This window comes from Nocardia sp. NPDC005978, from assembly GCF_040614455.1.
GTDB lineage: Bacteria > Actinomycetota > Actinomycetes > Mycobacteriales > Mycobacteriaceae > Nocardia.
Genome location: NZ_JBEXUS010000051.1, coordinates 22,053 through 48,603, shown reverse-complemented (window position 1 = coordinate 48,603; position 26,551 = coordinate 22,053). Strand labels below are relative to the sequence as shown.

Annotated in this window: 24 protein-coding genes; 11 read left to right on the top strand and 13 right to left on the bottom strand. The window is 68.3% G+C overall.

Features of this window, described 5'->3' with window-relative positions; translation table 11 throughout:
- Positions 1–8: 8 nt before the first annotated feature.
- The 4 genes from ABZ319_RS22930 to ABZ319_RS22915 all read right to left on the bottom strand — a co-directional run bounded on the left by ABZ319_RS22930 (position 9) and on the right by ABZ319_RS22915 (position 3,900).
- Positions 9–731, bottom strand: coding sequence for an ABC transporter ATP-binding protein (locus ABZ319_RS22930; RefSeq protein ID WP_354988501.1), 723 nt, complete (start codon positions 729–731; stop codon positions 9–11).
- Positions 707–1,555, bottom strand: coding sequence for an ABC transporter permease (locus tag ABZ319_RS22925; RefSeq protein ID WP_354988500.1), 849 nt, complete (start codon positions 1,553–1,555; stop codon positions 707–709). The genes ABZ319_RS22930 and ABZ319_RS22925 overlap by 25 nt, the downstream gene beginning before the upstream one ends.
- Entirely contained in the window at positions 1,552–2,595 is a 1,044-nt protein-coding gene (locus ABZ319_RS22920) for an ABC transporter substrate-binding protein (protein ID WP_354988499.1), read from the bottom strand. Before ABZ319_RS22920 ends, ABZ319_RS22925 begins: the two co-directional genes overlap by 4 nt.
- A 165-nt stretch (positions 2,596–2,760) precedes the next feature.
- Positions 2,761–3,900 carry an ROK family transcriptional regulator gene (locus ABZ319_RS22915; RefSeq protein WP_354988498.1) on the bottom strand — a complete coding sequence of 380 codons (1,140 nt, stop codon included), beginning with the start codon at positions 3,898–3,900 and terminating at the stop codon, positions 2,761–2,763.
- Positions 3,901–4,313: 413 nt separating this feature from the next.
- On the opposite strand from ABZ319_RS22915, the gene ABZ319_RS22910 reads away from it, so the two are divergent.
- The 3 genes from ABZ319_RS22910 to ABZ319_RS22900 all read left to right on the top strand — a co-directional run bounded on the left by ABZ319_RS22910 (position 4,314) and on the right by ABZ319_RS22900 (position 6,053).
- Positions 4,314–5,075 carry an SGNH/GDSL hydrolase family protein gene (locus ABZ319_RS22910; RefSeq protein WP_354988497.1) on the top strand — a complete coding sequence of 254 codons (762 nt, stop codon included), beginning with the start codon at positions 4,314–4,316 and terminating at the stop codon, positions 5,073–5,075.
- A gap of 59 nt (positions 5,076–5,134) precedes the next feature.
- Complete coding sequence (locus tag ABZ319_RS22905; protein WP_354988496.1) at positions 5,135–5,569, top strand: T6SS immunity protein Tdi1 domain-containing protein; 435 nt, start codon at positions 5,135–5,137, stop codon at positions 5,567–5,569.
- A gap of 70 nt (positions 5,570–5,639) precedes the next feature.
- Positions 5,640–6,053, top strand: a complete 414-nt coding sequence (locus ABZ319_RS22900) for a nitroreductase family deazaflavin-dependent oxidoreductase (protein WP_354988495.1) — start codon at positions 5,640–5,642, stop codon at positions 6,051–6,053.
- Positions 6,054–6,149: 96 nt separating this feature from the next.
- Here the strand turns inward: ABZ319_RS22900 and ABZ319_RS22895 are convergent, their stop codons facing one another.
- The 3 genes from ABZ319_RS22895 to ABZ319_RS22885 are packed head-to-tail and all read right to left on the bottom strand — an operon-like array spanning position 6,150 to position 8,824.
- On the bottom strand, positions 6,150–6,581 hold the full coding sequence (locus ABZ319_RS22895) for a Rieske (2Fe-2S) protein (protein ID WP_354988494.1): 432 nt from the start codon (positions 6,579–6,581) through the stop codon (positions 6,150–6,152).
- A complete protein-coding gene (locus tag ABZ319_RS22890; RefSeq protein ID WP_354988493.1) occupies positions 6,578–7,765 on the bottom strand; it encodes a ZIP family metal transporter in 1,188 nt (395 codons plus the stop codon). Before ABZ319_RS22890 ends, ABZ319_RS22895 begins: the two co-directional genes overlap by 4 nt.
- Positions 7,766–7,768: 3 nt before the next feature.
- Positions 7,769–8,824, bottom strand: a complete 1,056-nt coding sequence (locus ABZ319_RS22885) for a multicopper oxidase domain-containing protein (RefSeq protein ID WP_354988492.1) — start codon at positions 8,822–8,824, stop codon at positions 7,769–7,771.
- Between the two features lie 424 nt (positions 8,825–9,248).
- On the opposite strand from ABZ319_RS22885, the gene ABZ319_RS22880 reads away from it, so the two are divergent.
- The 3 genes from ABZ319_RS22880 to ABZ319_RS22870 all read left to right on the top strand — a co-directional run bounded on the left by ABZ319_RS22880 (position 9,249) and on the right by ABZ319_RS22870 (position 14,114).
- Positions 9,249–10,769, top strand: a complete 1,521-nt coding sequence (locus ABZ319_RS22880) for a PucR family transcriptional regulator ligand-binding domain-containing protein (RefSeq protein WP_354988491.1) — start codon at positions 9,249–9,251, stop codon at positions 10,767–10,769.
- Between the two features lie 110 nt (positions 10,770–10,879).
- A complete protein-coding gene (locus tag ABZ319_RS22875) occupies positions 10,880–12,508 on the top strand; it encodes an amidohydrolase (RefSeq protein ID WP_354988490.1) in 1,629 nt (542 codons plus the stop codon).
- A 103-nt stretch (positions 12,509–12,611) separates the two neighbouring features.
- On the top strand, positions 12,612–14,114 hold the full coding sequence (locus ABZ319_RS22870) for a DUF222 domain-containing protein (protein ID WP_354988489.1): 1,503 nt from the start codon (positions 12,612–12,614) through the stop codon (positions 14,112–14,114).
- 639 nt (positions 14,115–14,753) lie between these two features.
- On the opposite strand, the gene ABZ319_RS22865 is transcribed toward ABZ319_RS22870, so the two are convergent.
- Complete coding sequence (locus ABZ319_RS22865) at positions 14,754–15,827, bottom strand: polyprenyl synthetase family protein (RefSeq protein WP_354988488.1); 1,074 nt, start codon at positions 15,825–15,827, stop codon at positions 14,754–14,756.
- A 420-nt stretch (positions 15,828–16,247) separates the two neighbouring features.
- Here ABZ319_RS22865 and ABZ319_RS22860 point away from each other — a divergent pair, with 420 nt between their 5' ends.
- Positions 16,248–16,700 carry a nuclear transport factor 2 family protein gene (locus ABZ319_RS22860; protein WP_354988487.1) on the top strand — a complete coding sequence of 151 codons (453 nt, stop codon included), beginning with the start codon at positions 16,248–16,250 and terminating at the stop codon, positions 16,698–16,700.
- Here ABZ319_RS22860 and ABZ319_RS22855 read toward each other — a convergent pair.
- The 5 genes from ABZ319_RS22855 to ABZ319_RS22835 all read right to left on the bottom strand — a co-directional run bounded on the left by ABZ319_RS22855 (position 16,655) and on the right by ABZ319_RS22835 (position 22,228).
- Positions 16,655–17,422, bottom strand: a complete 768-nt coding sequence (locus ABZ319_RS22855; RefSeq protein WP_354988486.1) for a hypothetical protein — start codon at positions 17,420–17,422, stop codon at positions 16,655–16,657. The genes ABZ319_RS22860 and ABZ319_RS22855 overlap by 46 nt on opposite strands.
- Positions 17,423–17,432: 10 nt before the next feature.
- Positions 17,433–17,996: a hypothetical protein gene (locus tag ABZ319_RS22850; protein WP_354988485.1), complete on the bottom strand. Its 564-nt coding sequence runs from the start codon at positions 17,994–17,996 to the stop codon at positions 17,433–17,435.
- A gap of 77 nt (positions 17,997–18,073) precedes the next feature.
- Positions 18,074–19,813 carry a cholesterol oxidase substrate-binding domain-containing protein gene (locus ABZ319_RS22845; protein WP_354988484.1) on the bottom strand — a complete coding sequence of 580 codons (1,740 nt, stop codon included), beginning with the start codon at positions 19,811–19,813 and terminating at the stop codon, positions 18,074–18,076.
- Positions 19,814–20,027: 214 nt separating this feature from the next.
- Positions 20,028–21,581 (bottom strand): succinic semialdehyde dehydrogenase, encoded by a 1,554-nt coding sequence (locus ABZ319_RS22840; protein ID WP_354988483.1) that lies wholly within the window; start codon positions 21,579–21,581, stop codon positions 20,028–20,030.
- Between the two features lie 224 nt (positions 21,582–21,805).
- Complete coding sequence (locus ABZ319_RS22835) at positions 21,806–22,228, bottom strand: hypothetical protein (protein WP_354988482.1); 423 nt, start codon at positions 22,226–22,228, stop codon at positions 21,806–21,808.
- A gap of 170 nt (positions 22,229–22,398) precedes the next feature.
- On the opposite strand from ABZ319_RS22835, the gene ABZ319_RS22830 reads away from it, so the two are divergent.
- From ABZ319_RS22830 to ABZ319_RS22815, 4 genes are all read left to right on the top strand, one after another.
- Entirely contained in the window at positions 22,399–22,983 is a 585-nt protein-coding gene (locus ABZ319_RS22830; protein ID WP_354988481.1) for a TetR/AcrR family transcriptional regulator, read from the top strand.
- A complete protein-coding gene (locus ABZ319_RS22825) occupies positions 22,980–23,810 on the top strand; it encodes an alpha/beta hydrolase (protein ID WP_354988480.1) in 831 nt (276 codons plus the stop codon). The genes ABZ319_RS22830 and ABZ319_RS22825 overlap by 4 nt, the downstream gene beginning before the upstream one ends.
- Before the next feature lie 214 nt (positions 23,811–24,024).
- Entirely contained in the window at positions 24,025–24,828 is an 804-nt protein-coding gene (locus ABZ319_RS22820; RefSeq protein WP_354988479.1) for an LLM class flavin-dependent oxidoreductase, read from the top strand.
- 184 nt (positions 24,829–25,012) lie between these two features.
- Positions 25,013–26,251 (top strand): Rieske 2Fe-2S domain-containing protein, encoded by a 1,239-nt coding sequence (locus ABZ319_RS22815; RefSeq protein WP_354988478.1) that lies wholly within the window; start codon positions 25,013–25,015, stop codon positions 26,249–26,251.
- The last annotated feature ends 300 nt before the right edge of the window (positions 26,252–26,551 follow it).

The following is a 26,551-nucleotide window of genomic DNA, read 5'->3' as shown; positions in this document are numbered from 1 at the left end:
AGGTCCTTTCACACACCGGCCGGGACGACGCCCAGCGCGGTCAGCAGGGTGCGGCGGATGCGCTGGAATTCCGGGTCACCGGGATCGCGGTCGCCGCGCAGTTCGATGGGCAGATCCACGGTGAGCCGGCCCGCGTCCAGCACCAGCACGCGTTCGGCGAGCGTGATCGCCTCGTCCACGTCGTGGGTGACCAGCAGGACCGCCGGGGTGTGCCGGCGCACCAGATCACGCAGCAGCTCGTGCATGCGGATGCGGGTCAGGGCGTCCAGCGCGCCGAAGGGCTCGTCGGCCAGCAGCAGATCGGGTTCGCCGACCAGGGCGCGGGCCAGTGCGACCCGCTGCTGCTCGCCACCGGAGAGCTCGTTCGGCCACGCCCGTTCCCGGCCCGCCAGCCCGACCTCGCCCAGCAGCGCGGTGGCCGCGGCGCGCCGCGATCGCGGCTGCCCGAACAGCACGTTCGCCAGCACCCGCTGCCAGGGCAGCAGCCGCGAATCCTGGAACACCACGGAGGTTTTCGACGGCACCCGCAGCGACCCCGAGCCGTTCACGTCGTGATCGAGCCCGGCCAGCGCGCGCAGCAGCGTGCTCTTGCCCGACCCGCTGCGCCCCAGCAGGGCCACGAACTGTCCCGGCGGGATGGTCAGCGTGATGTCGTCCAGAATGGTCCGCTCTCCGAAGGATCTGGTGAGATCCCGGGTCTGGACGCCTAGTTCGCGATCGTTTGACGCCATGACAGCACCTTGCGCTCGAGCAGCCGGATGGCGGCGTCGGAAACGAGTCCTAAGACGCCGTAGATGACCAGGCCGACCAGGATGACATCGGCCTGACCGTAGTTCTGCGCGCTGTACATCATTTTGCCCAATCCGTCTGTGGCATTCACGGATTCGACGACGATGAGCGAGAGCCAGGCCCCGGTGACCGAGAGCCGCAGCCCCAGGAAGAAGCCCGGCAGCGAGCCCGGTATCACCACGCGGGCGATGAACTCCGCACGCGAAACACCCTGCACCTCGGACAGTTCCACGAACCGCTTGTCGATGGTGGTGAGCGAGGCGTGCGTCTGGATGTACATGGCCACGATCACCCCGAAGGTGATCAGCACGATCTTGAACGACTCACCGATGCCCAGCCACAGGATCATCAGCGGGATCAGGCCCAGCGTCGGCACCGCGCGCTTGAGCTGCAGCGGCCCGTCGACCAGGGATTCGCCGAACCGGGACAGCCCGGCGATCAGTGCCAGCACCGTGCCCACGACCACGCCGATGCCCAGCCCGATCAGCGCCCGGCTCAGCGAGGCGGACACGTTCTCGGCCAGGCTGCCGTCGCGGAACAGTTCCCAGCCGGTGGTGAGCACGGTCCACGGCGCGGACAGTTTGCGCTCGTCCAGCAGTTCGAAGTGGGATCCGGCCGCCCACGCGCCGACCAGCACCGCGACCCCGAGCAACCGGGCGAAGGGAACGGCCTTGCGCAGCCCGAGCCGGCGCAGGCGGCGCCGATCGACGAAGCCGTCACTCGCGGGGGCGGAGGCGATCGAAATCCGGGGAATCGCGAGCGTCATGACCGCACCTTCTCTCGGTAGGTGGCCGGAACGGCGTCGGTGGCGAGACCCTCGAAGCGCCGGTCGAACAGCGTCGCGGCGTCGAAACTCTTACCGAAATAGCCGGAGCCCGTGACGAGGTCGACCGTTTCCTGCTCCCACTTGATGGCGTCATCCCATTTGGCGGGGTAATACGGGCGTTCGATGTTGCCGATGATGCGCTTGGCTTCTTCGGGCGAAACCTTCTGGTCCTTCACGTAATACGCGTCGGCCCATTCTTCGGGATGTTCCCAGGTCCAGATATCCGCGCGTGCCCAGATCTTCACGAATTCGGTGACGGCGGCGAGTTTCGAGGAATCCTGCAGAACCGCGGTCGGGGCCCACAGCACGGTCAGCGCGTCCACGGCGGGAGTGACGACCGCCTTCGCGCCCTGATCACCGTACTGGTTGATGTATTTGGTGAGCTGCGGCTCGAACAGCGGGGCGACATCGATCTGATCGCCCTGCAGCGCGGTGAGGAACTGGGGGCTGTTCAGTTCCACCAGCTGGACGTCCTTGGGGGTGAGCCCGGCGGCCTGCAGGGTGCGCAGTACGACCACGCCCTGGGCCTGGCCGGGCGAGAACCCGATCTTCTTGCCGCGCAGGTCCTGAATCGTGTTGATGCCCGCCTTCGGCGCGGTGGCCAGCTTGTATGCCGGTGTGGTGCGCACCTTGACGCCGACGATCTTGGCATCGACGCCGGTGGCCCGGGCGTGGATCGGCGGGATGCCCGCGTTGCTCGCGACATCCACCGAGCCGCCCCGGAAGGCCTGGATCACATCGGGTCCGGCCGAGAGCGCGGGCCAGTCCGACACCGTGAAGGGCAGCGAGCCGAGCTGCCCGGAGGCCTGCAGGGCGATGCGGGTGGTGTTTATCGAGATCGAGAGTTCGGTGTTCGGCGGCACCTGGGTCGGCAGGGCGGCGGTCAGCGCGGTGTCGCCGGTCTCATCGGTGGCGCAACCACTGGCGAGCAGGACCGCGACGGTCGCCGCCAAACCTATTCTGCGAAAGGTGGTTCGCAATGTTGTCTCCCTGATTGAAATCGCCGGAAAGTTTCGCGGAAATTCGGGCGGCATCGACAATCGAGGAATTCGTATCGACCGGCGGGTGCGTGCATTTCCATGGTGAGACTGTCCTGGAAGACGCTGCGATCGAGCAACATTCGTTCGACTTAAAATTACTCGGAATCAAAGGACGGCCACCTCGGGTGCGGCGACGACGGCCAGCGGATCGCTGTACAACTGCTGCAGAACCACTGCTCCGGCCGCCACTTCCAATACCTTGCCCAGGAACGAGGATTCGGTGACGATCTCCTCGGGCCGCTCGCACGAGGAGTACCGCCGCACGGTGTCCAGATAGGCCGCGCGCACCCCCGGCACCCGCACCAGCGCCGGATCGACGATCACCACCGCGTCCGGATCCAGCAGATCGACCAGCACGGCCACCGCCCGCCCGAGCACCCGCGCCCGCCCCGCGAACAGCTCGCGCGCCACCTCGTGCCGCCCGGCCGCGACGATGAGATCGGGAATGGTCTTGACCGCCAGGCCCTCCCGCTGCGCTCGCGCCACCAGCGCGCGATCGGTGCACTCGGTCAGCGCCTCGGCCACCTCGCCGCCGGCCAGCCGGGTGATCGCGCCCGCCGCCGAACGCGGCCCGTAATGCACGCGGCCGTGGACGGCGAACGCCACGTCGATGACATTGCCCGCGAACAGCGCCACGGTCGCCGAGGCATGGCGCACCTTGCCGAACAGTTGCTCGGCGTGCAGCAGGGACCGGGTGTGGCTGTCCAGGCTCACCGGCAGGCCGGTGTGGTCGGAGAAGTACTGCCGCACCGCCACATTGCGCCAGCGCAGGAAGCCGTGATCGATCACTGAGCCGGCCGAGCTGTCCACCCACCCGCCGATCGCGACCCCGAGCCCGATCACCCGCTCGCTGAGCTCGCTCAGCAGCCGCCGCACCTCGGCCGCGGCCCCGGCGAGGATCTCCCCGGGATCGAGCCCCGGGTGCGGGATGCGATGCGAAAGCCGTACCGCCCCCGCGATATCGAGCACCGTGACCGTCGCCTGCTCGGCGGCGATGTGCACCCCGATCACCACGTTGCCCGCGGTGTGCAGGGCCAGTGGCGAATGCGGCCGCCCCATGCCCGCGGGACTGGCGGTCTCGGCCTGCTCCACCAGCAGCCCCGCCTCCACCAGCGCCCGAACCTGCATGGTCACCGTCGCCGGTGACAGCCCCGCCACCTTCGCGACGGCGCTGCGCGGTACCACGCCGCCCTCCAGCACCGCCCGCAGTACCGCCCCCGCACTGGTTCCCCCTGTCGCAACCATCCGAACGCACCTCCGGTCGACCGAAGTTCCCATGGTCTGCCCGGTTCGCTCCCGGCGGAACCGTTGCGCTCGACTTGATTCCTGGACGTGCCGGGGAATCGCGGCGTGTCGGCCGGTGCGCGCCGACGGCAATTTCGATGCGATCTCGCGCGGTGCGAATATCGCGGGGTTCGACGCCGAAAGAGTTATCCGAGCGCGGCCGGTTCGACATCGTGTACCGGCGCTCGGGCAAGAGATTCTTCGGAACAGTCACGGATCCATCGAATGTATCTGCATGCAGATGGCCTGCATGACAATAGAATTCCGTCGGTCGCGAGAAGGCTGAGATCGAGATGCGTAAGCTTTCCTTGGTTCTGGCTGTGGTTGCTGGTGCGGCGCTGTGCGCCATTGCGCCCGCGCAAGGCGCTCCGGCGGTGAGAAAGTATGTGGCGCTGGGGGATTCGTACGCGGCCACCGCTGATATCACCGACGTGTACGGGCCGGTGCTGTGCCTGCGCTCGCGCGGGAGCTATCCCAACCGGCTGGTGGCGGCGCTCGCCCCGCAGACGTTCGTGGACAACACCTGCAGCGGCGCGGTCGCGCGGGAGTTGGCGGCCAAGCAGTTCGACGGCCTGGACGCGCAGACCGATCTGGTGACCGTGACCATGGGCTGGAACGACCTGGACCTGCTCGGCACCCTCGGCCCCTGCCTGGCGGTATCGCTGCTGGAGACCCCGTTCACGCCGGTCGGAAACCCGTGCGAGCGCCAGTTCACCGGAACCGGTGCCGACACCCTCGCGGCCCGGGTGGAGAACGAGGCCCGCCCCGCCGTGGCGGGCGCGCTGCGCGCGATTCGCGACCGCGCCCCGAACGCGGTCATCGTCGCGGTGAACTACCCCTCGGTGCTGCCGGCGACCACCGCCGACTGCGGTTACGCGACCGGCGTGGCCCGCGCCGACGTCCCTTACGTCTACCGGATCCTGCGCCACATCTCGGTCATGCTCCTGGAAGAGGCCGCGAAATTGGGCGCGACGACCGTCGATGCCAACGCGGTGACCGGCCACGACGGCTGCCAACCCGCCGCGCGCCGGTGGGTGGAGCCCCTGATCAGCGCCACGACCACGATCCCCCTGCACCCGAACCCGCGCGGCGCGCAGGCGGTCGCGGATCTGGTTCGTGCGGCCCTGGACGAGTGAACTGCCTCGCCGCGATGCTGCCGATGAGTCTCCGTCCGGGCTCTGGTTGGATGGGGCCAGTGACTAGCGTGCCCTTCAAATTGGTCGGCCCCTTCCCGTTCGAGCAGGTCATGCCGGGCTGGGCCGAACTCTTCCCGCGGTACGACCGCGTCGTCGGATACTCCGATCTCGGGCACGCGTTTCTCATGAGCACCCGGACCGGGGAGTACGGGGTGCTCGACCCCTACAGCGCGGGCACCAAGGCGCTCGGAACCTATTCCGACATCGGGGGTTTCGTCGACCGCGTGCTCTTCGAGCCGGACTTCATCACCTACGTCCTGCAACCGGACCATGTCGCCGCCATTCGCAAGCGGCTCGGCCCGCTCGCCGAGAACGAGGTCTACATCGCGACGCCCTATCCGTTCCTGGGTGGTTCGGAAGCGCCCGAATCGTACGACCGCGGCGGGGTCTGGGTCTTCTTCGACCTGGTCGCGCAGGCCCACGGATTCGAGTAGCGCCGCCCCGGAATTTTCGCCGCGCCGCCCCGGTTGCCGACCGCGAGACACCGCGACAGGACGGGCCGAGATGAGCAGCTTCAACGAGAACGTGATCGAGGAATTCCGCGCCAACGGCGGAAAGGTGGGCGGTCCCTTCGAAGGCCGCACCAACATGGTCCTGATCACCACCACCGGCGCGAAGTCCGGACGGGCCGTCACCAACCCCCTGGTCTACGTCCCCGACGGCGATCGGATCATCCTGATCGCCTCCAACGGCGGCGCCGACAAGAATCCCGCCTGGTTCTACAACCTGCGTGCCGACCAGCGCCTCACGGTGGAGGTCGGGACCGAAACCTACGCGGCGAAGGCGGAGTTCGTCACCGCCCCCGAAAGCGACGAGCTCTACGCCCGCATGGTCGAGCTCATGCCCCAGTTCGCCGACTACAGGGTCAAGACCACCCGGGACATCCCCGTCGTGGCGGTGTACCGCCACACCGCCTGACCGGAACCGCGAGTCCGGCGCGCGAACTAGAGCGTGGTTCGCGCGCTGATGGCCGGGTCGCCCACCGAAGGTCGCAACACGTCCGATCCGAGCCGGCTAGTCGATGACGAGTTGACCGTCGGCGAGCGTTGTCGTTCGCCTGGACAGCGGTTCCCGCGCAGGCCCGTGGAGCGGCGCGCCATCATCGATGCCGAAACGGCTGCCGTGGCAGACGCACTGGATCAGACCGTCGCTGATCTCGCTCACCGAGCAGCCCTGGTGCGGGCAGACCGCGGAGAACGCGTGGAAGGTCCCGGCGACCGGCTGGGTGACGACCAGGCGATGCGCGGCCAGGATCAGCCCGCCGCCGACCGGGATGTCGGTGACGGGGACTCGGACCGGGCCCTGCTGGGCTCGGCCGGATCCGCAGCCGGTGGCCAGGGCCACCGCGGCGAGGCCCGCGCCGGCCAGGACCGTGCGCCGGGTGCACGCGGTGCAGCCCGGGGAATCCGTGTCCGGCGCGCCGCCGGGTACCACCGGCCCGCTCACGCGGTCACCAGCAGCCCGGTGGCGTACATGACCAGCACCCCGGCCCCGATGCCCGTCAGGGTCGCGGTATCCATTCGCCCGGTGGTCTTTTCGCGCAGGCCGGGCGCGATCTGCACGATGACCTGCAGGATCGCGCCGACGCCGACACCGAGCAGGAACGCGGACAACTCCGCATTGCGTACCGTCGCGCCGATGACCGCGCCCGCGATCGCCGGTACCCCGGCGATCAGGCCCAGGCCCAGCAGGGTCGGGATCGGCGGGCGCTTGTCGGTGAGCGGGGAGACCACGGCCAGGCCCTCGGTGGTGTTCTGGATCGTGAAGCCGATGACCAGGAACGCGCCTAGCGCCAATTCGCCTATGGCGTAAGCGGATCCGATCGCCAGGCCCTCACCCAGATTGTGCAGCCCGATGCCGATGGCGATCATGAGCGCCAACCGCAACCCGCTGTCGGCCGGCGCGCCGGAGGTCATCGTGGCGCGTTTCGCGCGCAGCCACTGATCCACGGCGGTGAGCGCCAGAAACGCCAGTCCCGCGCCCAGCACCACCAGCGCCGCGCCCCCGAACGCACCGCCGGACTCCCCCGCCAGGTCGAACCCCTCCGCGGTGCCCTCCCAGGCCAGGAAGGCGAGCAGGCCCACCGTCACCGCCAGCAGCACGCGCACGACCCGCCCGCCCGCGGCGCGCATGAACGGCAAGAACAGCATGCCCAGCACCACGGGAATGATCCCGACGTAGGTGCCCAGCAGCGCCATGAGCCCGTAGAACGACGCGGTCGCCCGCGGTGTCGTCACCGCCGCGTCGATGGTGTGCTCGATGACCAGGCCGGTCGAGGTGAGCATCGAGACGGTGTACGGCTGGCCGTCCTGCCAGGGGTAGGTGAGTCGCATTGTCTCCGAACCCAATCGGGCGATCGGTTCGCGCGCGCCGGTGAAATCCACGTACCCGTCGTTGACGAAGATCTGGCCGATCGAGACCGGATCCGCGCCGGTGTTGCGCACCCGCAGTTCGATCACCCCGGGCTCGAGCACGGCGCGCTCCACGGCGAGTTGTTCGACCGGCGGACCGGTGCGCTCGGGCAGCGAACGCCCGCCCAGCAGCGCGAGCGCTGTCAGCGCCGCGCCCACCACGATGACGGCGAACACCGCGAGCGCCCAGGGCTTTCCGGTGGGAACGAGATTGCTCATGACCTACTCCGAGACCTCGAACAGACCCATCCACCCCAGATCGGCGAACTCGGTCTTGTGGGCGTGGAACATGTACTGCCCGTTGTGCGGGAAGCGCAGCTCGCAGATCCCGCGCTGACCCTGCCCCTGCACGATGGTGTCGGTGAATTCCGTTGGCTGCAGCCGGGTTCCGGTCGGGAAGTACTCGAAGAAGTTGCCGTGCACGTGGAAACTGTTGATCGGGTCGTACTCGAGCACGTTGACCAGGTAGATGCGCACCAGTTGATTCCGCCGCACCCGGACCGGTTCGACCATGTAGTGGAACGGAATCCCGTTGACCGCGTACAGCTGATTGCCCTCGCCGTCGAAGGTCGTGTTGTACCCGTGCATGACCATCACCAGTTCGTCCGCGGGCGGCCGCGGTTGCGGCGGATCGACGATGAAGGTCCCGTACATGCCGCGCGCGATGTGCTCGGCGAGCGGTCCGACGTGGCAGTGGAACAGGTGCAGCCCGAACGGGGTGGCGTCGAACTCGTAGGTGAATCGCTCCCCCGGTTCGATGATCCCGCGCCCGATCCCGGGCACCCCGTCCATCTCCGCGGGGTGGATGCCGTGAAAGTGCAGGGTGTGCGGATGCGCGGAACCGTTGGTGAAATGCACCCGCAGCAATTCGCCTTCCCGGCAGCGCAGGGTGGGGCCCGGAATCCGCGAGTTCAGCGTCCAGGCCGGAAAGCGAACGCCCGGAGCGACTTCGATCTCCTCGTCGGCGGCGTACACGTCCCATTCGCGCAGGGTCCGCCCGCCGGGCAGCGCGGAGGTCCGCCCGTAATCGAAGTCGCGCAGAGTCTCGGTGGGGTTGAACCCGTTCCGCTCGTGGTCGACCACCGCGTCCTTGCGGAAGGTGGCCCCGCTCGCTCCGCCGCCGTGGTGCCCGCCGTCGTGCCGCTGCGCCGGACCCGTGCCGGGAACTCCGGCGTGACCGGGTGGCGATTCGCGCAGCGCCCAGGATCCGAGGGCGAGACCGGTGGATCCGGCGGCGGCGCCGCCGATCAGGAAGCTGCGACGTGAAGGTGATGTCATCTCTGGCCTGCCGAACTCGAACCGAACGGACCCTAAGTTTGGCAGGCCGAAAATTTCTATTCAAGCTCCCTAAGAAACCGACCAGGTATCTACGAAAACCCCCGGTTTCCCGAATTGAGGGGTGGGTTGTCGGCGTCAGGGCGCACGGGGGTATGCTGAAACTCGATTCGCCCCTCGTCCGGGCACACCCCCGCAGTATTTCCAGAGATTCGAAGTATGTGTAACCGACGGTTACATGTAAATCGTGGACGACTCGCCGCCCCCGCCACGGCCGCCGGCGAACCGTCCGGGAACACCCCGCCGCCGCTCCGCAACGCTTTCTCCCGCCCTGGTCAGCCCCTCGAACGCGGGTGACACACCGGCCCGACTGCGCCTGATTGTCGATCTAGTCGGCGCGCCATCACCGTTTTGTACACTCGAAAACGTGTCGGTTCCGGTCAGTTGGATCCTCGCGCAACCCGATCTGTCGATACCGCTTCGCGGCGGTGCGGCGGGCGTCGCACGCACGATCGACCTGGTCATCACCACCGAACTCGAAGACCCCTTCCGCTGGCTCTCCGGCGGTGAACTGGTCCTCACCACCGGTACGAGACTGCCGCACGCACCCGCCGCCCGCGCGGACTATCTCCGCGGCCTGCACCGAAGAGGCGTCGCCGCAGTCGGTTTCGGCATCGGCGTCTCGCATCCGGAGGTACCGGTCGATCTGGTGGCCGCCGCCGACGAGCTCGGCTTGCCGCTGTTCGAGGTACCCCTGCCGACCCCGTTCGCCGTCATCGTCAAACGCGTCGCCGATCGCGCCGCGCAAATCCAGGCCGACGCCGTCCAGCGTGCAGCCCGCGCCCAGCCCCGCATGACCCGGGCCCTGGTGCGCTCGGGCGCGCGGGCCATCGTGCGCGAACTCGCCACCTCCCTGCGCGCGACCGTGCTGGTGCTGGACTCGGCCGGTCGCGTGACCGCCGCACACCCCGACGCACCCGATGAGGCACTGCTCGAAACCGTGCGCGAGGCCCTGGCCACGGAGTCGGCCGCCACGGCGGACAGTCGCGCCGACAGGCCCGGCAATGGCGTCACCCATCAGCGCATCGGCGTCGGCGGTCGCGCGCACGGCGACCTGGTGGTGGTCGGCTCCGGCCCGCTCGGCCCCGCCGAACAGATCCTGCTCGGTCACGCTAATTCGTTGCTGTCCTTGGCATTCGAGAAGCCGGCCCGGCTGTGGGAGGCGCAGCACCGCCTCAACAGCACCGTGCTGGGCCTGCTGCTCAGCACCGAAACCGATCTCGCGCCGGCCTGGACACAACTCGCCCAGGCCGCCGACGCTGCCGGGCGAATCCGTGTGCTCGCCGCCGACTGCGAGTCCGCGGAGGCGGTCGAAGACGTGCGCGCCACCGCCGAAACCATGGCCGTGCGCGGCGGGCACCCCCTGTTCTTGCACGTGCGCGATCGCCGGGTGCTGCTCGCCCTGCCCGGGGTGGCCGCGGTGGCCTTCGCCCGGGAACTCGCCGCCGACCTGGCCCCCGGCAGCACCGTGCGCTACGGCCTGAGCGGTGAACACCCCCTCGACGAACTCGTGGCCGCCGCCGAGGCCGCCGAACTGGCCGCCTCCGCCGCTGAACGCGGTGGCGCACCCGCCGAGTTCGGCGCCCTGACCGGCCGCTCCCTGCTGTCCTTCGACGCCACCCGCCGCGTCCTGGACACGATGGCCCGCACGGTCCTGGCCCCGCTCGCCGACCACGACGCCAGCCACGGCACCGACCTGGTCGAGTCCCTGCGCGCCTACCTCGAGGCCAACGGGCATTGGGAATCGGCCGCAGCCGACCTCGGCGTGCACCGCCACACCCTGCGCAAACGCGTCGCCACCGCCGCCGACGTCCTGGGCTGCAACCTGGACAGCGCCCGCGTCCGCGCCGAGCTGCTGCTCGCCCTGCTCGCCCGCGGAAAGTCCTGACCGCGCACGGCCCCGAACGGCCGTGCCGGCCCGGCCCCTGGATCATGGATCGGTACGAGGAGCGCCCCCGTGCGCCCGAAGCAACCGGCAACGCAGTCAGGAGTCGAGGTATGAGCCATGCCGATCTGGTGTTCCTCGGCGGCACCGTGCTCACCATGGACGCCGCCCGCGCGACCGCGACGGCGCTGGCCGTCACCGGCACGCGGATCAGCGCGGTCGGTAATCACGAGGTGCGCGAATTCATCGGCCCGGCAACCGAAGTCGTCGATCTGAACGGCGGAGCGCTGCTCCCCGGATTCCACGACGCGCACATCCACGCGGCGGCGGCCGGCCTGGAGTTGGGCGCCTGCGATCTGACCGGCACCGTCGAGGTCGGCGAATACTTGCGCCGGGTCGCGGCCTACGCCGAGGCGAATCCGCGCCGGGAGTGGATCACCGGCAGCGGCTGGTCCCTGGAAAGTTTCCCCGGCGGCCTGCCGACCCGGGATCTGCTCGACGCGGTAGTCCCCGACCGCCCGGTGTACCTGGTCAATCGCGACCACCATGGCGCGTGGGCGAACACCAGGGCACTCGAGCGTGCGGGCATCACCGCCGACACCCCCGACCCCGCCGACGGCCGGATCGAGCGCGAATCCGGCGGCGCGCCTTCGGGAATGCTCCAGGAGGGTGCGATGACCCTGCTGGAGAAAGTGCTCCCGCCCATCACCCACGCCGAACGGATCGACGGAATCCTGCGCGCCCAGCGGGTGCTGCACGCCCTCGGGATCACGGCGTGGCAGGAAGCCATAGTCAGTGTGGACGGCACGTCCTTCGATTGCGCACCCGCCTACCTCGACGCCGCCGAGCGCGGCCTGCTCACCGCCCGCGTGAGCGGGGCGCAATGGTGGGACCGCGAACGCGGCACCGACCAGATTCCCGATATGCTGCTGCGCCGCAAGCGATTCGCCGCCGACCGCTTCCGGCTCGACACCGTCAAGATCATGCAGGATGGCATCGCGGAGAACTACACCGCCGCCATGACCGAGCCGTACAAGGACCACAGGGGCTGCTGCACCGGCAATGCCGGCATCAGCTTCGTCGATCCGATCGCACTGCGCGAGTACGTGACCGAGCTGGACGCACTCGACTTCCAGGTCCACTTCCACGCACTGGGCGACCGCGCGGTACGCGAGGTGCTCGACGCGCTCGAGGCCGCGCGCGCCGCCAACGGACCACGCGGCAACCGGCACCACCTGGCTCACCTGCAAGCGCTGCACGCCGCCGACATCGCGCGCTTCCAGCCCCTGGGCGCGGTCGCGAACCTGCAACCGCAGTGGGCCGCACACGAACCCCAGCTGGACGAGCTGACGCTGCCGTTCTTCGGCGGCGACGCCGCCCAACGGCAGTATCTGTTCGGTGACCTCGCTCGCGCGGGAGCCACGCTGGCGTGTGGCAGCGACTGGCCGGTGAGTTCGCCGGACCCGATCGAGGGCATTCACGTGGCCGTGAATCGGGTGACGCCGGGTTCGAGTCTGCCGCCGCTGCTGCCGGATCAGCGTCTGGATCTCATGACCGCGCTCGCGGCGTACACGGCTGGCTCGGCGTACGTGCTGCGCAGCCCGGATACCGGGGTACTGCGTGCGGGCGCGCTCGCGGACGTGGTGGTGCTGGATCGGAATCCGTTCCAAGGTGGGGCCGAGGAAATCGCGAGTACCAATGTCACGCAGACCTTCGTGGGTGGGGTGCGTGTGCACGGATAGAGACAATTCGATGTGCGGTTTGAATCGCCCGTGGGTCTGAATATTGTTGTATCACAATGGAATTGGGCTATTGCTGCCTGCTATTGAGGAGTAGAATAGGGGTATGAATTCGGGAGGGATGACCGCTATCGCGCAGGGTGCACACGCACTCGATGCCGCAGTGGAATCCTTGCTCGAATCGCCCTTGTTTTCGGTGGTCGATGATGAGCTCATCGAGGTTATGCAGGACATCGAAGCCATCACGCGCAAACTCGATGCGATGAAGCAGCATCTCGTGCTCGAAGCGGTGACGCGGGGGTTGCCTGTTCGGGCGGGGGTGAAGAGCCCGGTCCGGTTTCTGCAAGAGACACTGCGGCTTTCACCCGGTGAAGCCGCCGCGCGGGTGCGGAATACCGAATTGTTGTCGGCGGTGTCCGAGGGCACGTTCACGCGCCCGCCGGTGTTGGCGTTGGTGGCGCGGGCGCAGCGGGCGGGTGAGATTTCCACCGACCACATTCGGGCGATTCACGAGGTGATCAAGCAGATCCCCGCCGCGGCGGGTGCCAAGGCGGTGGATTTCGCCGAGGAACAGCTGACGGCGTTCGCGCGTGAAGGTGATCCGAAGGGCATCACCACGCTCGGGGTGCGGATCTTGCAGTACACCGATCCTGATGGGTCCTTGACCCGGGATCGTGATCAGCAGGCGCGGCGGGGGTTCACGATCGGGCATGCGCGTGCTGATGGGATGGCTCCGGTGTCGGGGTGGGTGACCCCGCAATTCCAAGCCGTGTTCACGCCGGTGCTCGAGAAGCTCGCCCGGCCCGGCATGTGTAACCCCGATGACCCCGAGAGCCCGCACACCACCGCCGAACTCGGAATCGACACCGCAACCGACACCGGCGACCAGGACAGTGACGTTTCCGATGAGAGCCCGGTGGCTGCTGCGCGGGCGGTGCTCGAAGCTGCTGCCAAGCGGGATCATCGCACTGCTGCTCAACGTAACCATGACGCGGTGATCGCGTTCCTGCGCCCGGACATGGGGCCGACCCGGCTCGGGAACCATCGTGGTCTGCCGGTTTCCACGGTGATCACGATGAGTATCACCGATCTCGAGCAGCGCACCGGTATGGCGACCACCGCCACCGGCGGCACCCTCTCGATCGCCCAGGCGGTTGAGCTGGCGGCCAACGCGACCCCGTATCTGGTCATCATCGACGCGAACGGTCGACCGCTGCACTTCGCCCGCGGGGAACGCCTCGCCACCCCCGAACAGCGGCTCGCGCTCACCGCTGTCGAAAGAGGCTGCACGCGCCCTGGGTGTGACGCCCCAGCGACCCGCTCGGCGGTCCATCACATCAAGGAATGGGCTGATGGCGGCGTAACGGACATCGAGAATCTGACGTTCGCGTGCGATGCTTGCCACGCACAGATCAACTCTGGCCCGAACGGCTGGAAAACGATCGTCATGCCTGATGATTCGGAGCATCCGGGCAAGACCGGGTGGATACCCCCACCGCATATCGACCCCGCTCGCAGACCGCGCGTGAACTTCCGTCATCACCCGCAAGTGCGCGGTCCCTCGGGGATCCCGGGGATCCCGGGTATCCCGGCGCGGCGACTCTGCTAGAGCGCTGCCCTACAGCCGAAACCCGAACCCCAAAGCCACACCCCAAGAGCGGCAGCGGTGTTCACTCCAGTGGCCGACGTAGCCGAGACCCGCACGCGCGTGCGCCTTCCGGCGGGGTCCGGGAGAACAAGCAAGAACAACGCGGCAGTGCTGGTTACCTCGCCTGCCGTACCCGACTTCGGCTCCCCAGTGGGGAGCCCGTTCGCCGTTCCAGCCTGGCTGGATGGCCGTGGGAACCCTCTCGAGACTGACAGACAAAGACTCGTCATCGTTGAATGCTGGTACTGCCTTAGAGGGTGATTGTGGTGAGCGGTAATCCATTCGTCGGTTGCTCGTACCCCCGCCGGTGGTGGATCCCGTTTTTCGGCCCGGTAGGGCTGGTACCGCCGTCGAGGCTCCCAACCCGGCCGCGCTGGTATTCCGTTATCCAGGCTGCTTTGCTGCGGGAGGGCTGGAACCGCAGCCCGACTGTCCCAACCGCACCCCGCTGGTATCTCGTTATCCAGTCGTCCGTCAACGCAACCAGCCACCCAACGCGCCGCTACCCCGCTACCCCGCCACGCATACGCCACCCCCGCCTAGATCCCCCCGAAACCGGCCGGCGCCATCCAATCCAGGGACGGCGCTGACCCGTCCACTTCACCGATCCCGATGCGCCACAAGATGCGCCAGGGCCGTGAGATCCCCCGTGGCGAGATCGGTAGGCAAAACATCCAGCGCGGCCCCGAGCGCTCCCGAGATGCGCTCCAGAGTCTCGCGCCGCCCACCAGCTTCCTCGACAAGCACGGCGGCCCGAGCCGCTCGAGCCGCTGTAATAGGCTGGCGCGCTTGATAGATCCGAGCAAGCTCACGCCCGGCCGATGTATCCGAGGCCAAGGCACTGACCACCGGGAACGATTGCTTACGACTGATGAGATCGCTGTGCGCGGGTTTCCCCGTCACCGCGGGATCCCCCCAGATGTCGATCACATCGTCGACCAGCTGGAATACCAGCCCGATTTCACACCCGAACGTATGCATGGCCGATACGACGCGATGATCCGCTCCGGCACACAGTGCTCCGAGCGCACAAGCGCACCCCAGTAGCGCACCGGTTTTCCCCGATGCCATCTGCAGATACTCGGCCACACTGATACTGGTCCGCTCAGCGAATGCGCAATCCTCGTACTGCCCCCGGCACAGTGTCATCGTGGCTCGCGCCAATCGAATGACCGCTTCCGCTGTCACCGGCTCGGGCACGCCATCCGACAGCACACCGAGAGCCAATGCTTGCATGGCATCGCCGAGCAGCGTGGCGTTGGTTTCGCCCCACAGTCGCCAAATCGTCTGGCGCCCATGCCGGAATGGATCTCCGTCCATCACGTCATCGTGCACGAGCGAGAAGTTGTGCAGTAGTTCCACTGCCGCTGCGGCATGCACCGAATCGTCGACCGATCCGCCGCACGCTGCTGCCGCTGCGAAGGTCAGCGCGGGCCGCAGTGCTTTGCCCTGCACTCCGTCGGTGATCTCGATGCCCTCGGGATCGCACCAGCCGAAGTGATAGCCCGCCATCTGATCCAGCGGTTCGGCAAGTCCGCCCACCGCGGCTCGCAGGACCGGGTCGATGGCCCGGCGGGCGTCGGCGAGTTGTCTCCGGGCTATTCGCTCGACAGCGGATTGCGCGGAATCCGTTGTGCGCGGCCGCACGTCGGTGTGGCCGGTCAGGGTGGCCACCGCGGGACGGGAAAGTCCCCAGCGGCGTTTGGTCTCGCGGCGTTGTCCCACGGTGGAACTGTTCGGTTTCGACGCTCGCATGTTCGGCCCCGCTCACTCGGACACGGCCCCCGCAGCCACCCTTCGGTGAACGGGGCGGCCATGCATGGAAGAAGCCCCATACTCTCACCACCTGCGGAAAATGCGGGGCCGCCTGCAGGTTTCAGTTCGGCAACGACCCTCGCGCGCGGGTATCGACTCGGCTGCAATCCGCAGTCGAATCGTCTCGGGCGGCGCGTCGGCGGGGTGTGCCGCCCTCGCAAAGCGGCGAAGTTCGCCGATCCCTGCGGCTATATCTTTCGCAAAGCACAAGATCGATGGGCTGCCTCGTCGTACGCTGCCCACCGATCGGAAGAGTTACGGCACGATTCGGAGGCCCCCATGCTGTCCCTGCAGGAGATATCGGACCGACTGGAAATAGCGGATGTCATGGTGCGCTACTCCCACGCGGTGGACACCCACCAGTGGGATCTGCTGGACGAGCTCTTCACCGCTGATGCTCATATCGACTACACCGCGATGGGCGGTCCCGCCGGTGATCTGGCTTCCACCAAGCAATTTCTGGCCTCCGTCATGCCGAATTTCACCGCGTTCCAGCATCTGGTGAGCAATTCCTCGATTCGAGTCGATGGAGACAGTGCGACCGCCCGCACCATGTGCCACAACCCGATGGTGGTGGATGGTGCGGACGGTCATCAGCGGCTCATGCTGTGCGGGCTCTGGTATCTGGATTCCTTCACCCGCGTCGCCGGTGTCTGGCGGATCAGCCGGCGGGTCGAGGAGAAGTCCTATATGTTCGTCGCTCCGCCCGCGGATGCGGTCGTCAGCAGCTGATCGAACAGGTCGCGATAGCCGCGCAGGGCCTGCCGCAGTTCTTCGGTGTCGACCTCTCCCCCGCTGGACCAGCGGGTTTCGAGCTGCTGCAGGCGCTGGGCGTAGCCGTCGGTGAGGCGCTGCAGGGCGCCGGAGACGAGGTCGTCGGCGCGGGTCACCGCGTCGCGCGGGTCGTCCACGAACATGGTCTGAACTTCACGCCACTGCTCGCGCAGCTTGCCCGCGTCCGGGCTGCCGGGGATCGCGTTGCCGCCGTTGCCGGGACGATGGGCGTCGCCCGCGCCGGGCTTGCGGTCCGAGCCCGGGTGTTGCGCGGCGGGCTGATGCGCGAGTGCGTCAGCTTCCTTGTTCGCGCCGGGAGCGTGGGCGCTGGGACCCGACGGCTGGACGTCGCCGGTCGGCTGCGCGTGCACGCCGCTCGCGGTGGGCTGGTGCGCGCTGCCGGGCTGTGCGGCCGCGTCCGAACCCGGCTGGTGCGCGCTCGGCCCCGCGTCGCGAAGTTCGTTGCCGGTCACGGTGTTCGCGGGCTCGGCGTCGGGGAACGGCCGATCGCCGCCGGGCTGCGCGTGACTCGCGTCCTCGCGCAGGCGTTCCTGGGCGGGATCGTGCTGTTCGGCGGTGGCGCGTTCGGCCTCCTGGCGCTTGGCCTCGCGCGGGGCCTGTTCGGTGTCGATGCCCGCGGCCTTGGCCTTCTTCGCGCGGTCGGATTCGAAAATGCTCATGGTTCTCGCCTTACTTGTTGGGTGCGGTCTGACCGGCGCGATTGCCGTCCAGCACATCGACGAAAAGTTCGCGGTAGTGCACGATCGCGGCGCGCATGTCCTCGGTCGAGGCCTGCCCGCTGGCGGCTCGTCCCGCGATTTCGTGCGCGGTGCGGAATTGCTCGAGCGGCGCGGCGTGCCGGACGGAGAGATCGGCCAGCTGCTGCTGGAAGTCCTCGGTCGGGTAGCCGCGGTCGGACATGACCGATACGAGCAGTCGATCGGCGTTGTCGAGTGAGCGCACCGGATCATCGATGAACTGTTCCTGCACGTGCGCCCACTGCTGGCCGTAGCGCGCCTTCTCGTCCTCGCTCAGTTCGCGCAATTGCAGTTGGCTGTGCCGCTTCTCGCGTTCGGTGAGCTCCTGTTCGGCAGCTCGGCGGCTCTCCGATTCCTGTACGGCCCGGTCGTATTCCGGACCGAATCGATCCTGTAATCGCCTGCGCCGCAACCACGGTCGTACGGCCAACCCGATGGCGACCAGTACCGCGAGCACCACCAGCACGATGAGCACCGTCATTCCTGCACCCGACATCTGATCCTCCTCGTCGAGTTCGTCTCTGTGACGACGTAATGCCTCGGCGAGGAGGTCTCAAACGTGCGGCGTTCGGGTCAGTCGTGCAACAGGCCGGCGAGGAACCCGTTGGCGAACACCCGATGGGGGTCGTGCTGATCCAGGGTGGAAACAGCGGTGTCCCAGGTGTTTCCGGCTGTCAAACCGGCGCGATAGGCGTCGGGCACGATCGTGTCGAGCACGTCGCGATCGGCCCAGGCGCCGGTGTCGCTGTAACCCCAGCCCTTGGACCATTCCGGGCGGACCTGGGCGTAGTCGCCCGAATAGTTGGCCAGGACCCACCGTTCGGTTTCGCGGTAGAAGCGGATGCTGCCGGGGGTACCGGGGATGGTGAGGATGTCGAGCCAGATGGCCACTTCCCACTCCGGGTGATCGGGGCGGGGCCGAATGGCCGACAGTGCCGGGGTGAGTGCGCCGGGCACTCCTGCGTCGCCGGGGTCGTCGAGTCCGGTCACCCGAATCTCCAACGGCCCGTTCATCGGATAGCTGCCCTCGGCCGCGTATCGGTTCAGTCCGTCGCGGAAGTACGCGTAGAACTCGCTGACGACTCGCTGCACATCCGCACGCCGCGTGAGGATGGCGTAGCCGTTGGCGGTCACCTTCAGCGTCGTGGGCCGCACGTACAACAGGGTGTTCTTGGACCAGCCCCACAGGTCGCGCGACGCGGTGGCGGTCAGGCCCATCTCGACCATGTCCATGTGCATCCGGCACATGGCCGGGGTGAGTCCGTACGCACCGGCTTCGATGCGGCACATGAGGTCGGTGATGGGATCGGGGATGGTGTCGCAGAACGGATAGTTGAACGGCCCGTTGACCATTCGCGCGCCGGCGGGCTGTTCGGGGCACACTTCCCACACCTTGAGCCACGGCGTGCTCGTGTACGGGAACCAGATGGCCTCCGCTCGCCCGGTGCGTTCGACCCACGCTCCGAACGACTGCTCGCCCGCTGCGGCCGGCGGTGCGAACAGCGTGTCGACGTCGATGTCGGTCAGGCTCCGGCACCGCAGGCGCGTGTTCTCGCCGGTGCGCAGTGTCGCCTCGATCAGGAACGTGCGACCCAGATTGACCAGTAGCGGGGCGATCGCCGGATCGTCGCGCTCGAAGGTGCGCAGGGTGTAACTGTCCGCGGATTCGTCCCAGACGACGGCTGTGAGCGCCACGACGAGATTGCTGATCGACCCGAAAGTGTGCCCCGCGGCCCGGGTTTCACCGGCTGCCGGGATGCCGGTGCCGTGCCCGCCGATGGCCAGCACGCCACCCAGGGTGATGTCGCCCGGCGCGGGTGTGGCGGTGAAGCCGAGTCCCGCGGATTCCAGTGCGGTCATGAGTACTTCCATGTGCACGCCGGTCTGCGCGGTGACGCTCGCCGGCGTGCCCGGCGTGATGGTGACGCGCGTGAAATGCCGCGTGGTGTCCACCAGCAGTACGCGCTCGGCTTCGTGCGCCAGCACGGTCAGCGGCGACCAGTTATGCCGCTGACCACTGGCGCGCACGGTCCAGCCGTGCGCGCGGGCCCAGTTCGCCAGTGCCACCACCTGATCCGCGTGCGTGGGCGCGCAGGTCCACATCCGGTCGATGAAAACCTCACCCGACCAGTTCTCGTACGCCTGCCGATACACCTCGACGCCGCCCGGCAATGCCGGTGGGGTCACACCCTCCGCTCGCGCGGCCGGTACCCGGAATGCCGGGGTCCAGCCGAACGCCGCACAGGCCGCTGCCCCGGCCAGACCCCCGAGTACGCCACGGCGACTCGGCAGGACGCGGTTTCCCTCGATCACTTGCCCACCACTCCTCTAATTAGGGGAGCCTTACCTTAGGCAAGAATGGAGTGCTGTGGGGTAGCCAGCTCGCGCTGTGCGGTACATGCCACACCGTCCGGTGCGAGCGCATGGGTATGACGTGGACGACCGCGCGGGCGAGTTGTCACACATGGAGAAGCCGGTTCCTTTCGACCGCCCCGGCCTACGCACGGGCGGGGCGGTCGCGGAACCGTCAGCGGCCGGGCAGGAACCGGATCGCGCGGGCGATACCCATCAGCAGCGGCTGCCACTTCTCCTGCGAAACCAGCGGCGGCGCATCGAGATTCAGGAAGCGCGTCACCACCACGGTCTGGGACTCGGTGAACTTCAGGAGGCCGTCGGGACCGTGGCGGCGGCCGACGCCGGAGATGCCCATGCCGCCCATGGGCGCGCCGGTGCTGCCCCACGCCGGGGCGTACCCCTCGTCCACGTTGACCGTGCCCGCGTGGATGCGGGCCGCGATCTGCTCGCCCTCGGACTTGCTGCCCGCCCAGACGCTGGCGTTGAGGCCGTATTCGGTGTCGTTGGCGCGCGCGATGGCCTCTTCCACGTTCTCGACCGGGTAGATCGAGACCAGCGGGCCGAAGGTTTCGTTGCGGCCGCACTCCATGGCGTCGGTGACCTCGGTCAGCACGGTCGGCTCGTAGAACAGCGGGCCGAGGTCGGGGCGGGCGTTGCCGCCCACGAGCACCTTCGCGCCCTTGGAGACCGCGTCGGCCACATGCTTGGACACCGTCTCGAGCTGCGCTTCGGAGATGAGGCTGCCGACCGAGTTGGAGAAGTCGTACGAGGCGCCGATGGTGGTGTTCTTGACCGCGGCCACGAACTTCTCGGTGAATTCCGCCGCGACCGAGCGGTCCACGTACAGGCGCTCGATCGAGATGCACAGCTGGCCCGCGTTGGAGAAGCACGCGCGCACGGCGGCTTTGGCGGCCCTGTCGATGTTCGCCCCGCCGGTCACGATCATGGGGTTCTTGCCGCCCAGCTCGGCGGAGAAGCCGATGAGGCGACGTCCGCACTGTTCGGCCAGGGTGCGTCCGGTCGCGGAGGAACCGGTGAACATGAGGTAGTCGCACTGGTCGACGATGGCCGTGCCGACCACCGTGCCCGGCCCGGTCACCACGGCGAACAGATCGCGCGGCAGTCCGGCGCGGGCCAGCAGTTCGGCATTGGCGAGCGAGGAGTACGGGGTCTGGCTGTCCGGCTTGACCACGACGCCGTTGCCGGCCAGCAGCGCCGGAATCGAATCGCCGATCGAGAGCAGCATCGGGTAGTTCCAGGGTGCGATCACCCCGACCACGCCCTTGGGCACCGCGCGCACCGACGCCCGGTTCAGCAGCGGGAACGCGCCCGCGACCTTGTGCGCGTCCAGCAGTCCCGGCGCGACGCGGGCGAAGTACCGGGCCGCGAAGATCAAGCCCATGATCTCTTCCTGAGCGGCCCATCGCGCCTTGCCGGTCTCGGCCTGCACGACGTCCATCAGGTACTCGCGGTTCTCCACCACCAGCGCCCGGTACCGCTCGAAGACGGCGGCCCGTTCCTTGGCCGGCCGTGCCGCCCATTCCGCCTGCGCGGCACGGGCTTTGCCCACCGCGGCCGTCACGTCATCGGCGTTGCCGACCGGCACGCTGCCGAGGGTGTTCCCGGTGAACACCTCGGTGATCGCACGGGTGTCGCGGTCCTCGGTGGTGTCCACCGCCGCGAACGTCCGCAAACGCTCGAAGACTGCGGGTGACGGCACGGGCATCGTCGCCTCCTACTTACGGGTAACCAACAGATACACGCAATCTACCCGTATGTGATTCACCCGACTCCCGAGTCCGTGATCCGCCCCGCTCGCAGCGGCTTTCCGTCCGGAAATGTCGATGCCGGAGCGTGTGGCCGGGCGAATCGAGGCGCCAGGGCGACAATGGCGCCCCGGTCCGCGCTCGCCGCGTGGACCGGGCGCCGAACATGTACGGCGCAGAGGGGTTACCCGCGCGGCAGCAAGCCCGACGAGCCCGCGCCCTGCAGCCAGCCCCTGCCGGACCCCGAATTGCCGACCAGCATCCAGAAATTCGACCAGGCGCTGTTCGGGCCCAGGAGCGCCTGGGCCGAGCCGGAGGTCAGCACGTCGTTGCCGATTCCGGAGCCGGTGGAGGCCAGGTCGGCCGAGCCCGATCCGGCGATCTCGGCGGTGGTCGCCGCGCGGCCCGAGCCGGCGTCGGAGAGCGCGCGGGCCAGTCGGCCCGAGCCGGTGCCGAGCTCGGCCGCCAGGTCGGTGTTCAGCAGCGCGGAGCCCGAGTCGGCGATCGCGTCCGCCGGAACCGCCGGTGCGGCTTGAGCATTGGCGGCCGCGCCGAGGAAGAGCGGGACTGCGAGTGCGGTGGACGCGAATGCGATCCGGTGTTTCATCGAAAGGTTGCCTTCCTGTGGAAAGGGCTAACGGTAGGCAACTCGCGCGGGGTGCAAACGCCCATACTTTCCACGGCAGCGGACGCGGAATGGAACCGGGTCGAGGTGGCTACGGTCGCTGAACCTATGTATCTTAGGTTTTGTCCTAATATCCATAGGAAGAGGTTCCGATGTCCCCACGCGCCGGGCTCACCGCCGACCGCATCACCGCGGCGGCCGCCGAACTCGCGGACGAGATCGGGTTCGACAACGTGACCTTGGCGGCGGTGGCCAAGCGATTCGGGGTCAGGGACCCGAGCCTGTACGCGCACGTGCGGAACCTGAAGGATCTGCGTGTCCGGGTCGCGCTGGCGGCGGCCGCGGAGATGGCCGACCGCATCGGCGCCGCGGTCGCGGGCCGGGCGGGGCGCGACGCGCTCGTCGCGTTCGCCGACGCCTATCGCGACTACGCGCTCGAGCATCCCGGCCGCTACGCCGCCACCCAGGGGCCCATGGACCTCGCCGACGTTGCGGACGCACCCGGTTACGTCCGCAACGTCGAGCTGACCGCCGCGATGCTGCGCGGTTACGACCTGGACGGCGATGCGTTCATCGACGCGGGTCGCCTGCTGCGCAGCACTTTTCACGGTTACGCCACCCTCGAACTCGGCGGTGGCTTCAACCATTCACGCGAGCCCGACGCCTCGTGGTCTCGCATTCTCGATGCCCTGCACCACCTGCTGTCGCGGTGGCCCGATCAGGAGAAACCGCAATGAAATCCGATACCCTGCGCGTCCCCGGCGCGACGCTCCACCACGAAATCCGCGGTGCGGGACCGCTGCTGCTGTTCCTGCCCGGCGGCGGCGGAGACGCCGGCACCGTGGACCCGCTCGCCGAGGTACTCGAGAAGCACTTCACGGTGGTCTCCCTCGATCCGCGCGGGTACTCCCGCAGCGTGCTCGACGGCCCCCAGGTCACCCAGCGGGTCGAGGTCCAGAGCGCGGACGCCCACCGGCTGATCACCCACCTCACCGGCGATCCGGTGTTCGTCGTCGGTGGCAGCGCCGGGGCGATCGTCGGCCTGGACCTGCTCGCCCGCCATCCCGATCGAGTCCGGCACCTGGTCGCGCACGAACCACCGTGCTTCGCGGTGCTGCCCGACGCCGCCGCACACCGGGCCATGATCGACGAGGTCGTCACCCTGTTCCACGCCGAAGGGCTCGCCGCCGCCTCCGCCCGGTTCCTCGCCGGAATAGGCAACGCGATGAAACCCGCCCCGGTCGCCGCCGAGCTGCCGCCCCGCGCCGCCGAGATGTGGACCCGCCTGGCCGCCAACGGCCCACTCATGATCGAGCACGAACTCCGCGAATTCACCTCCTACCTACCGGATTACGAAGCGCTGACCACCCACCGCGACCGCTTGACCCTGGCCGTCGGCCGGGAGACCGGACCCGCGCTCCCCTGCCGCCCAGCCAACGAGATGGCCGCGCGTCTCGGCCTGCGCGCCACCGAGTTCCCGGGCGCACACAACGGAATGCGGACCGACGCAGCCGAATTCGCCGACCAGCTGGTGGCCGCCCTCGTAGGGTCAGCGGCGGTCTGAACGATGGTTCGACTCGGCCCGGACCGTAGTACCGGAGCGGACGGCGCGGCAGAATCATCCGACCGATCGCGCGCCGGTGGCGCGGGCGCAGCGGGAGGTCCCGTACGTACTCGGTGATCCGGCCGGACTCGCGGCCCGGCGGCACCGGGCCGACGAGTTTCCACCGCGCGCGGCGTCGTAGTTCCCGTAAGCACCGACAGGCAGGAGTGTGAACATGGTGAAGCCGTTCCGGTTCGGGGTCGTGGCCCCGCTCATGGGTGACGTGGCGACCTGGCGCGACAGTGCGCGCCGCATCGCCGATCTCGGGTACTCGACGTTCCTCGTGCCCGACTTCCCGCTGACCCAGCCCGCGCCCGCCCCCATGCTGGCGACCGTCGCGGCCGACACCGGCCTTCGCGTGGGCGCGTGGGTCTACGCCTCGCCGTTCCGGCCGCCCTGGATGACCGCGTGGGAGGCGCATTCCCTGTCGCTGCTCACCGAGGGCCGCTTCGAATTCGGCATCGGCACCGGCAGGCCGGGCATCGAGGACGAGTTGCGCGACAAGGGCCTGCCCGTCGTGAGGCCGGCCGAACGCCTGGCGGAGATCGGCGCGACCATCGCGGCCCTGCGCGAGCTCGACGGCCCCGGTCTGCACACCCCGGTCACCATGGCGGTGCTGGGCCCGAAGGCGCGGGCGCTGGCGGCCGAGATCGCCGACACGGTCACCTTCGCGCTCGGCCCGCAGCCCCGAGCCGAGGTCGCGCGACTCGCCGCGGACTTCCGCGACAGGCCGGACATCGAACTGGCGCTGGCCGTTCCGGTGGTCGGCGACGCCGTCGCCGCGCACATGGGCCCGCCCGACACCGATCCGGCGGCCCTGCGCGCTGTCGACGCGGTGACCGTCCTGCCCGCCGATCCGGTGGCCGCGGCCGAGGAGATCCAGCGGCGACGCGAGGAAATGGGCTTCTCCTACTTCATCTTCGGCGCCGCCGAGGCCGGGCGGCTCGCACCGCTCGTCGCCGAACTCACCGGCCGCTGAAGCTGATCGAGTTCGCCCGAAACGCGCTGCACCGCTTGCCCTGCCGATACACCGCCGAGTAATGGCCGCCACGAGATAACTGAGAGTTTTGTCTCCCAACCGTTTTCGCGATTTGCGCCGGTCGGGCACACCGTCAAAGCTTGATCGGTTCAGTGTGTGAAGTAGCAGGGAGGGAATTTCTACTATGGCCACGACTCCTCCGAGGCAGCCGCACAGGGTTCGCGAGATCGACGTGGGTACGGCGCCGGACCGCTTCGCGCGCGGCTGGCACTGTTTGGGCCTGACGGCGGCGTTCCGGGACGGGGAACCGCATTCGGTGCAGGCGTTCGGGACCAAGCTGGTGGTGTGGGCGGACAGCACGGGTCAGCTGCAGGTGCTGGACGGGTACTGCCGCCACATGGGGGCGGACCTGTCCAAGGGCACGATCAAGGGCGACAATATCGCCTGCCCGTTCCACGATTGGCGCTGGAACGGCTCGGGCAAATGCGCGGATATTCCGTACGCGCGCCGGGTGCCGCCCCTGGCGCGCACGCGGACCTGGACCACGCTCGAGCGCAACGGGCAGCTGTTCGTCTGGCACGACCACGAGGGCAACCAGCCGCCGCCGGAGGTGACCATCCCGGTGATCGAGGGCCCCTACGACCGGGACGGGGCGTTCAACGAGGAGTGGACGCCGTGGACGTGGAACTCGCTGCTCATCGAGGGCGCGCACTGCCGTGAGATCGTCGACAACATCGTCGACATGGCGCACTTCTTCTACATCCACTACGCCTTCCCGGTCTCGTTCAAGAACGTCTTCGAGGGCCACGTCGCCACCCAGCTGCTGAAGACCAAGCCGCGCACCGACATCGGCTTCGCGGCCGACTACGGCGATTCGCTGCTGATCTCGGAGGCGTCGTACTTCGGCCCCTCGTACATGGTCAACCCGCTCAAGAACAGCTTCGGCGGCTTCGAGATCGAGAGCGTGCTGATCAACTGCCACTACCCGGTCTCCAACGACTCGTTCGTACTGCAGTGGGGCATGTCCCTGCACAAGCCCGAGGGCCTGCCCGCCGACGCGGCCGAGATGCTGGTCTCGACGATGGAAGAGGGCATCAGCGCCGGATTCCTGCAGGACGTGGAGATCTGGAAGCACAAGTCCAAGATCGACAATCCCCTGCTGTGCGAGGACGACGGGCCGGTCTACCACCTGCGCCGCTGGTACGAGCAGTTCTACGTCGACGTGGCCGATGTGGATCCGAAGGCCGTGCAGCGCTTGGAATTCGAGGTCGACACCAGCAAGGCCAACCAGGCGTGGGAAGCCGAGGTTCAGGACAACCTGGCGCGGCGCGCGGCCGAGGCGGAGACCGGAACCGGGACCGCCGCTGCCGCCCAGCCCGAGGCGACTCCCGCCGCGAGCGAACCGGCAACCGCCACACACTGATACTGCCCGGAATTACACCCAATTTGTCGCATTTGTACCGACTTGAAAATTGATGTGTAACTCCCCGGCCTCCGCCGACGAACAATCCCCCAGCAGTACCCCCGAATTACACCCGTCGAATTCGACGTTCGGAAGGGATTGTTCCGATGCTCCGCACCGCTCGACCGCGCACCACCCCGCTCGGCGGCGTCGCCGACCGCGACCTGTCCGACCCGGCCTACAGGATGAGGGTAGCCGGACCGGACACGTCGACGCCGACTCGGACGTCGCGGTTCCCGCTCGCCGTGGTGACCGGCCACG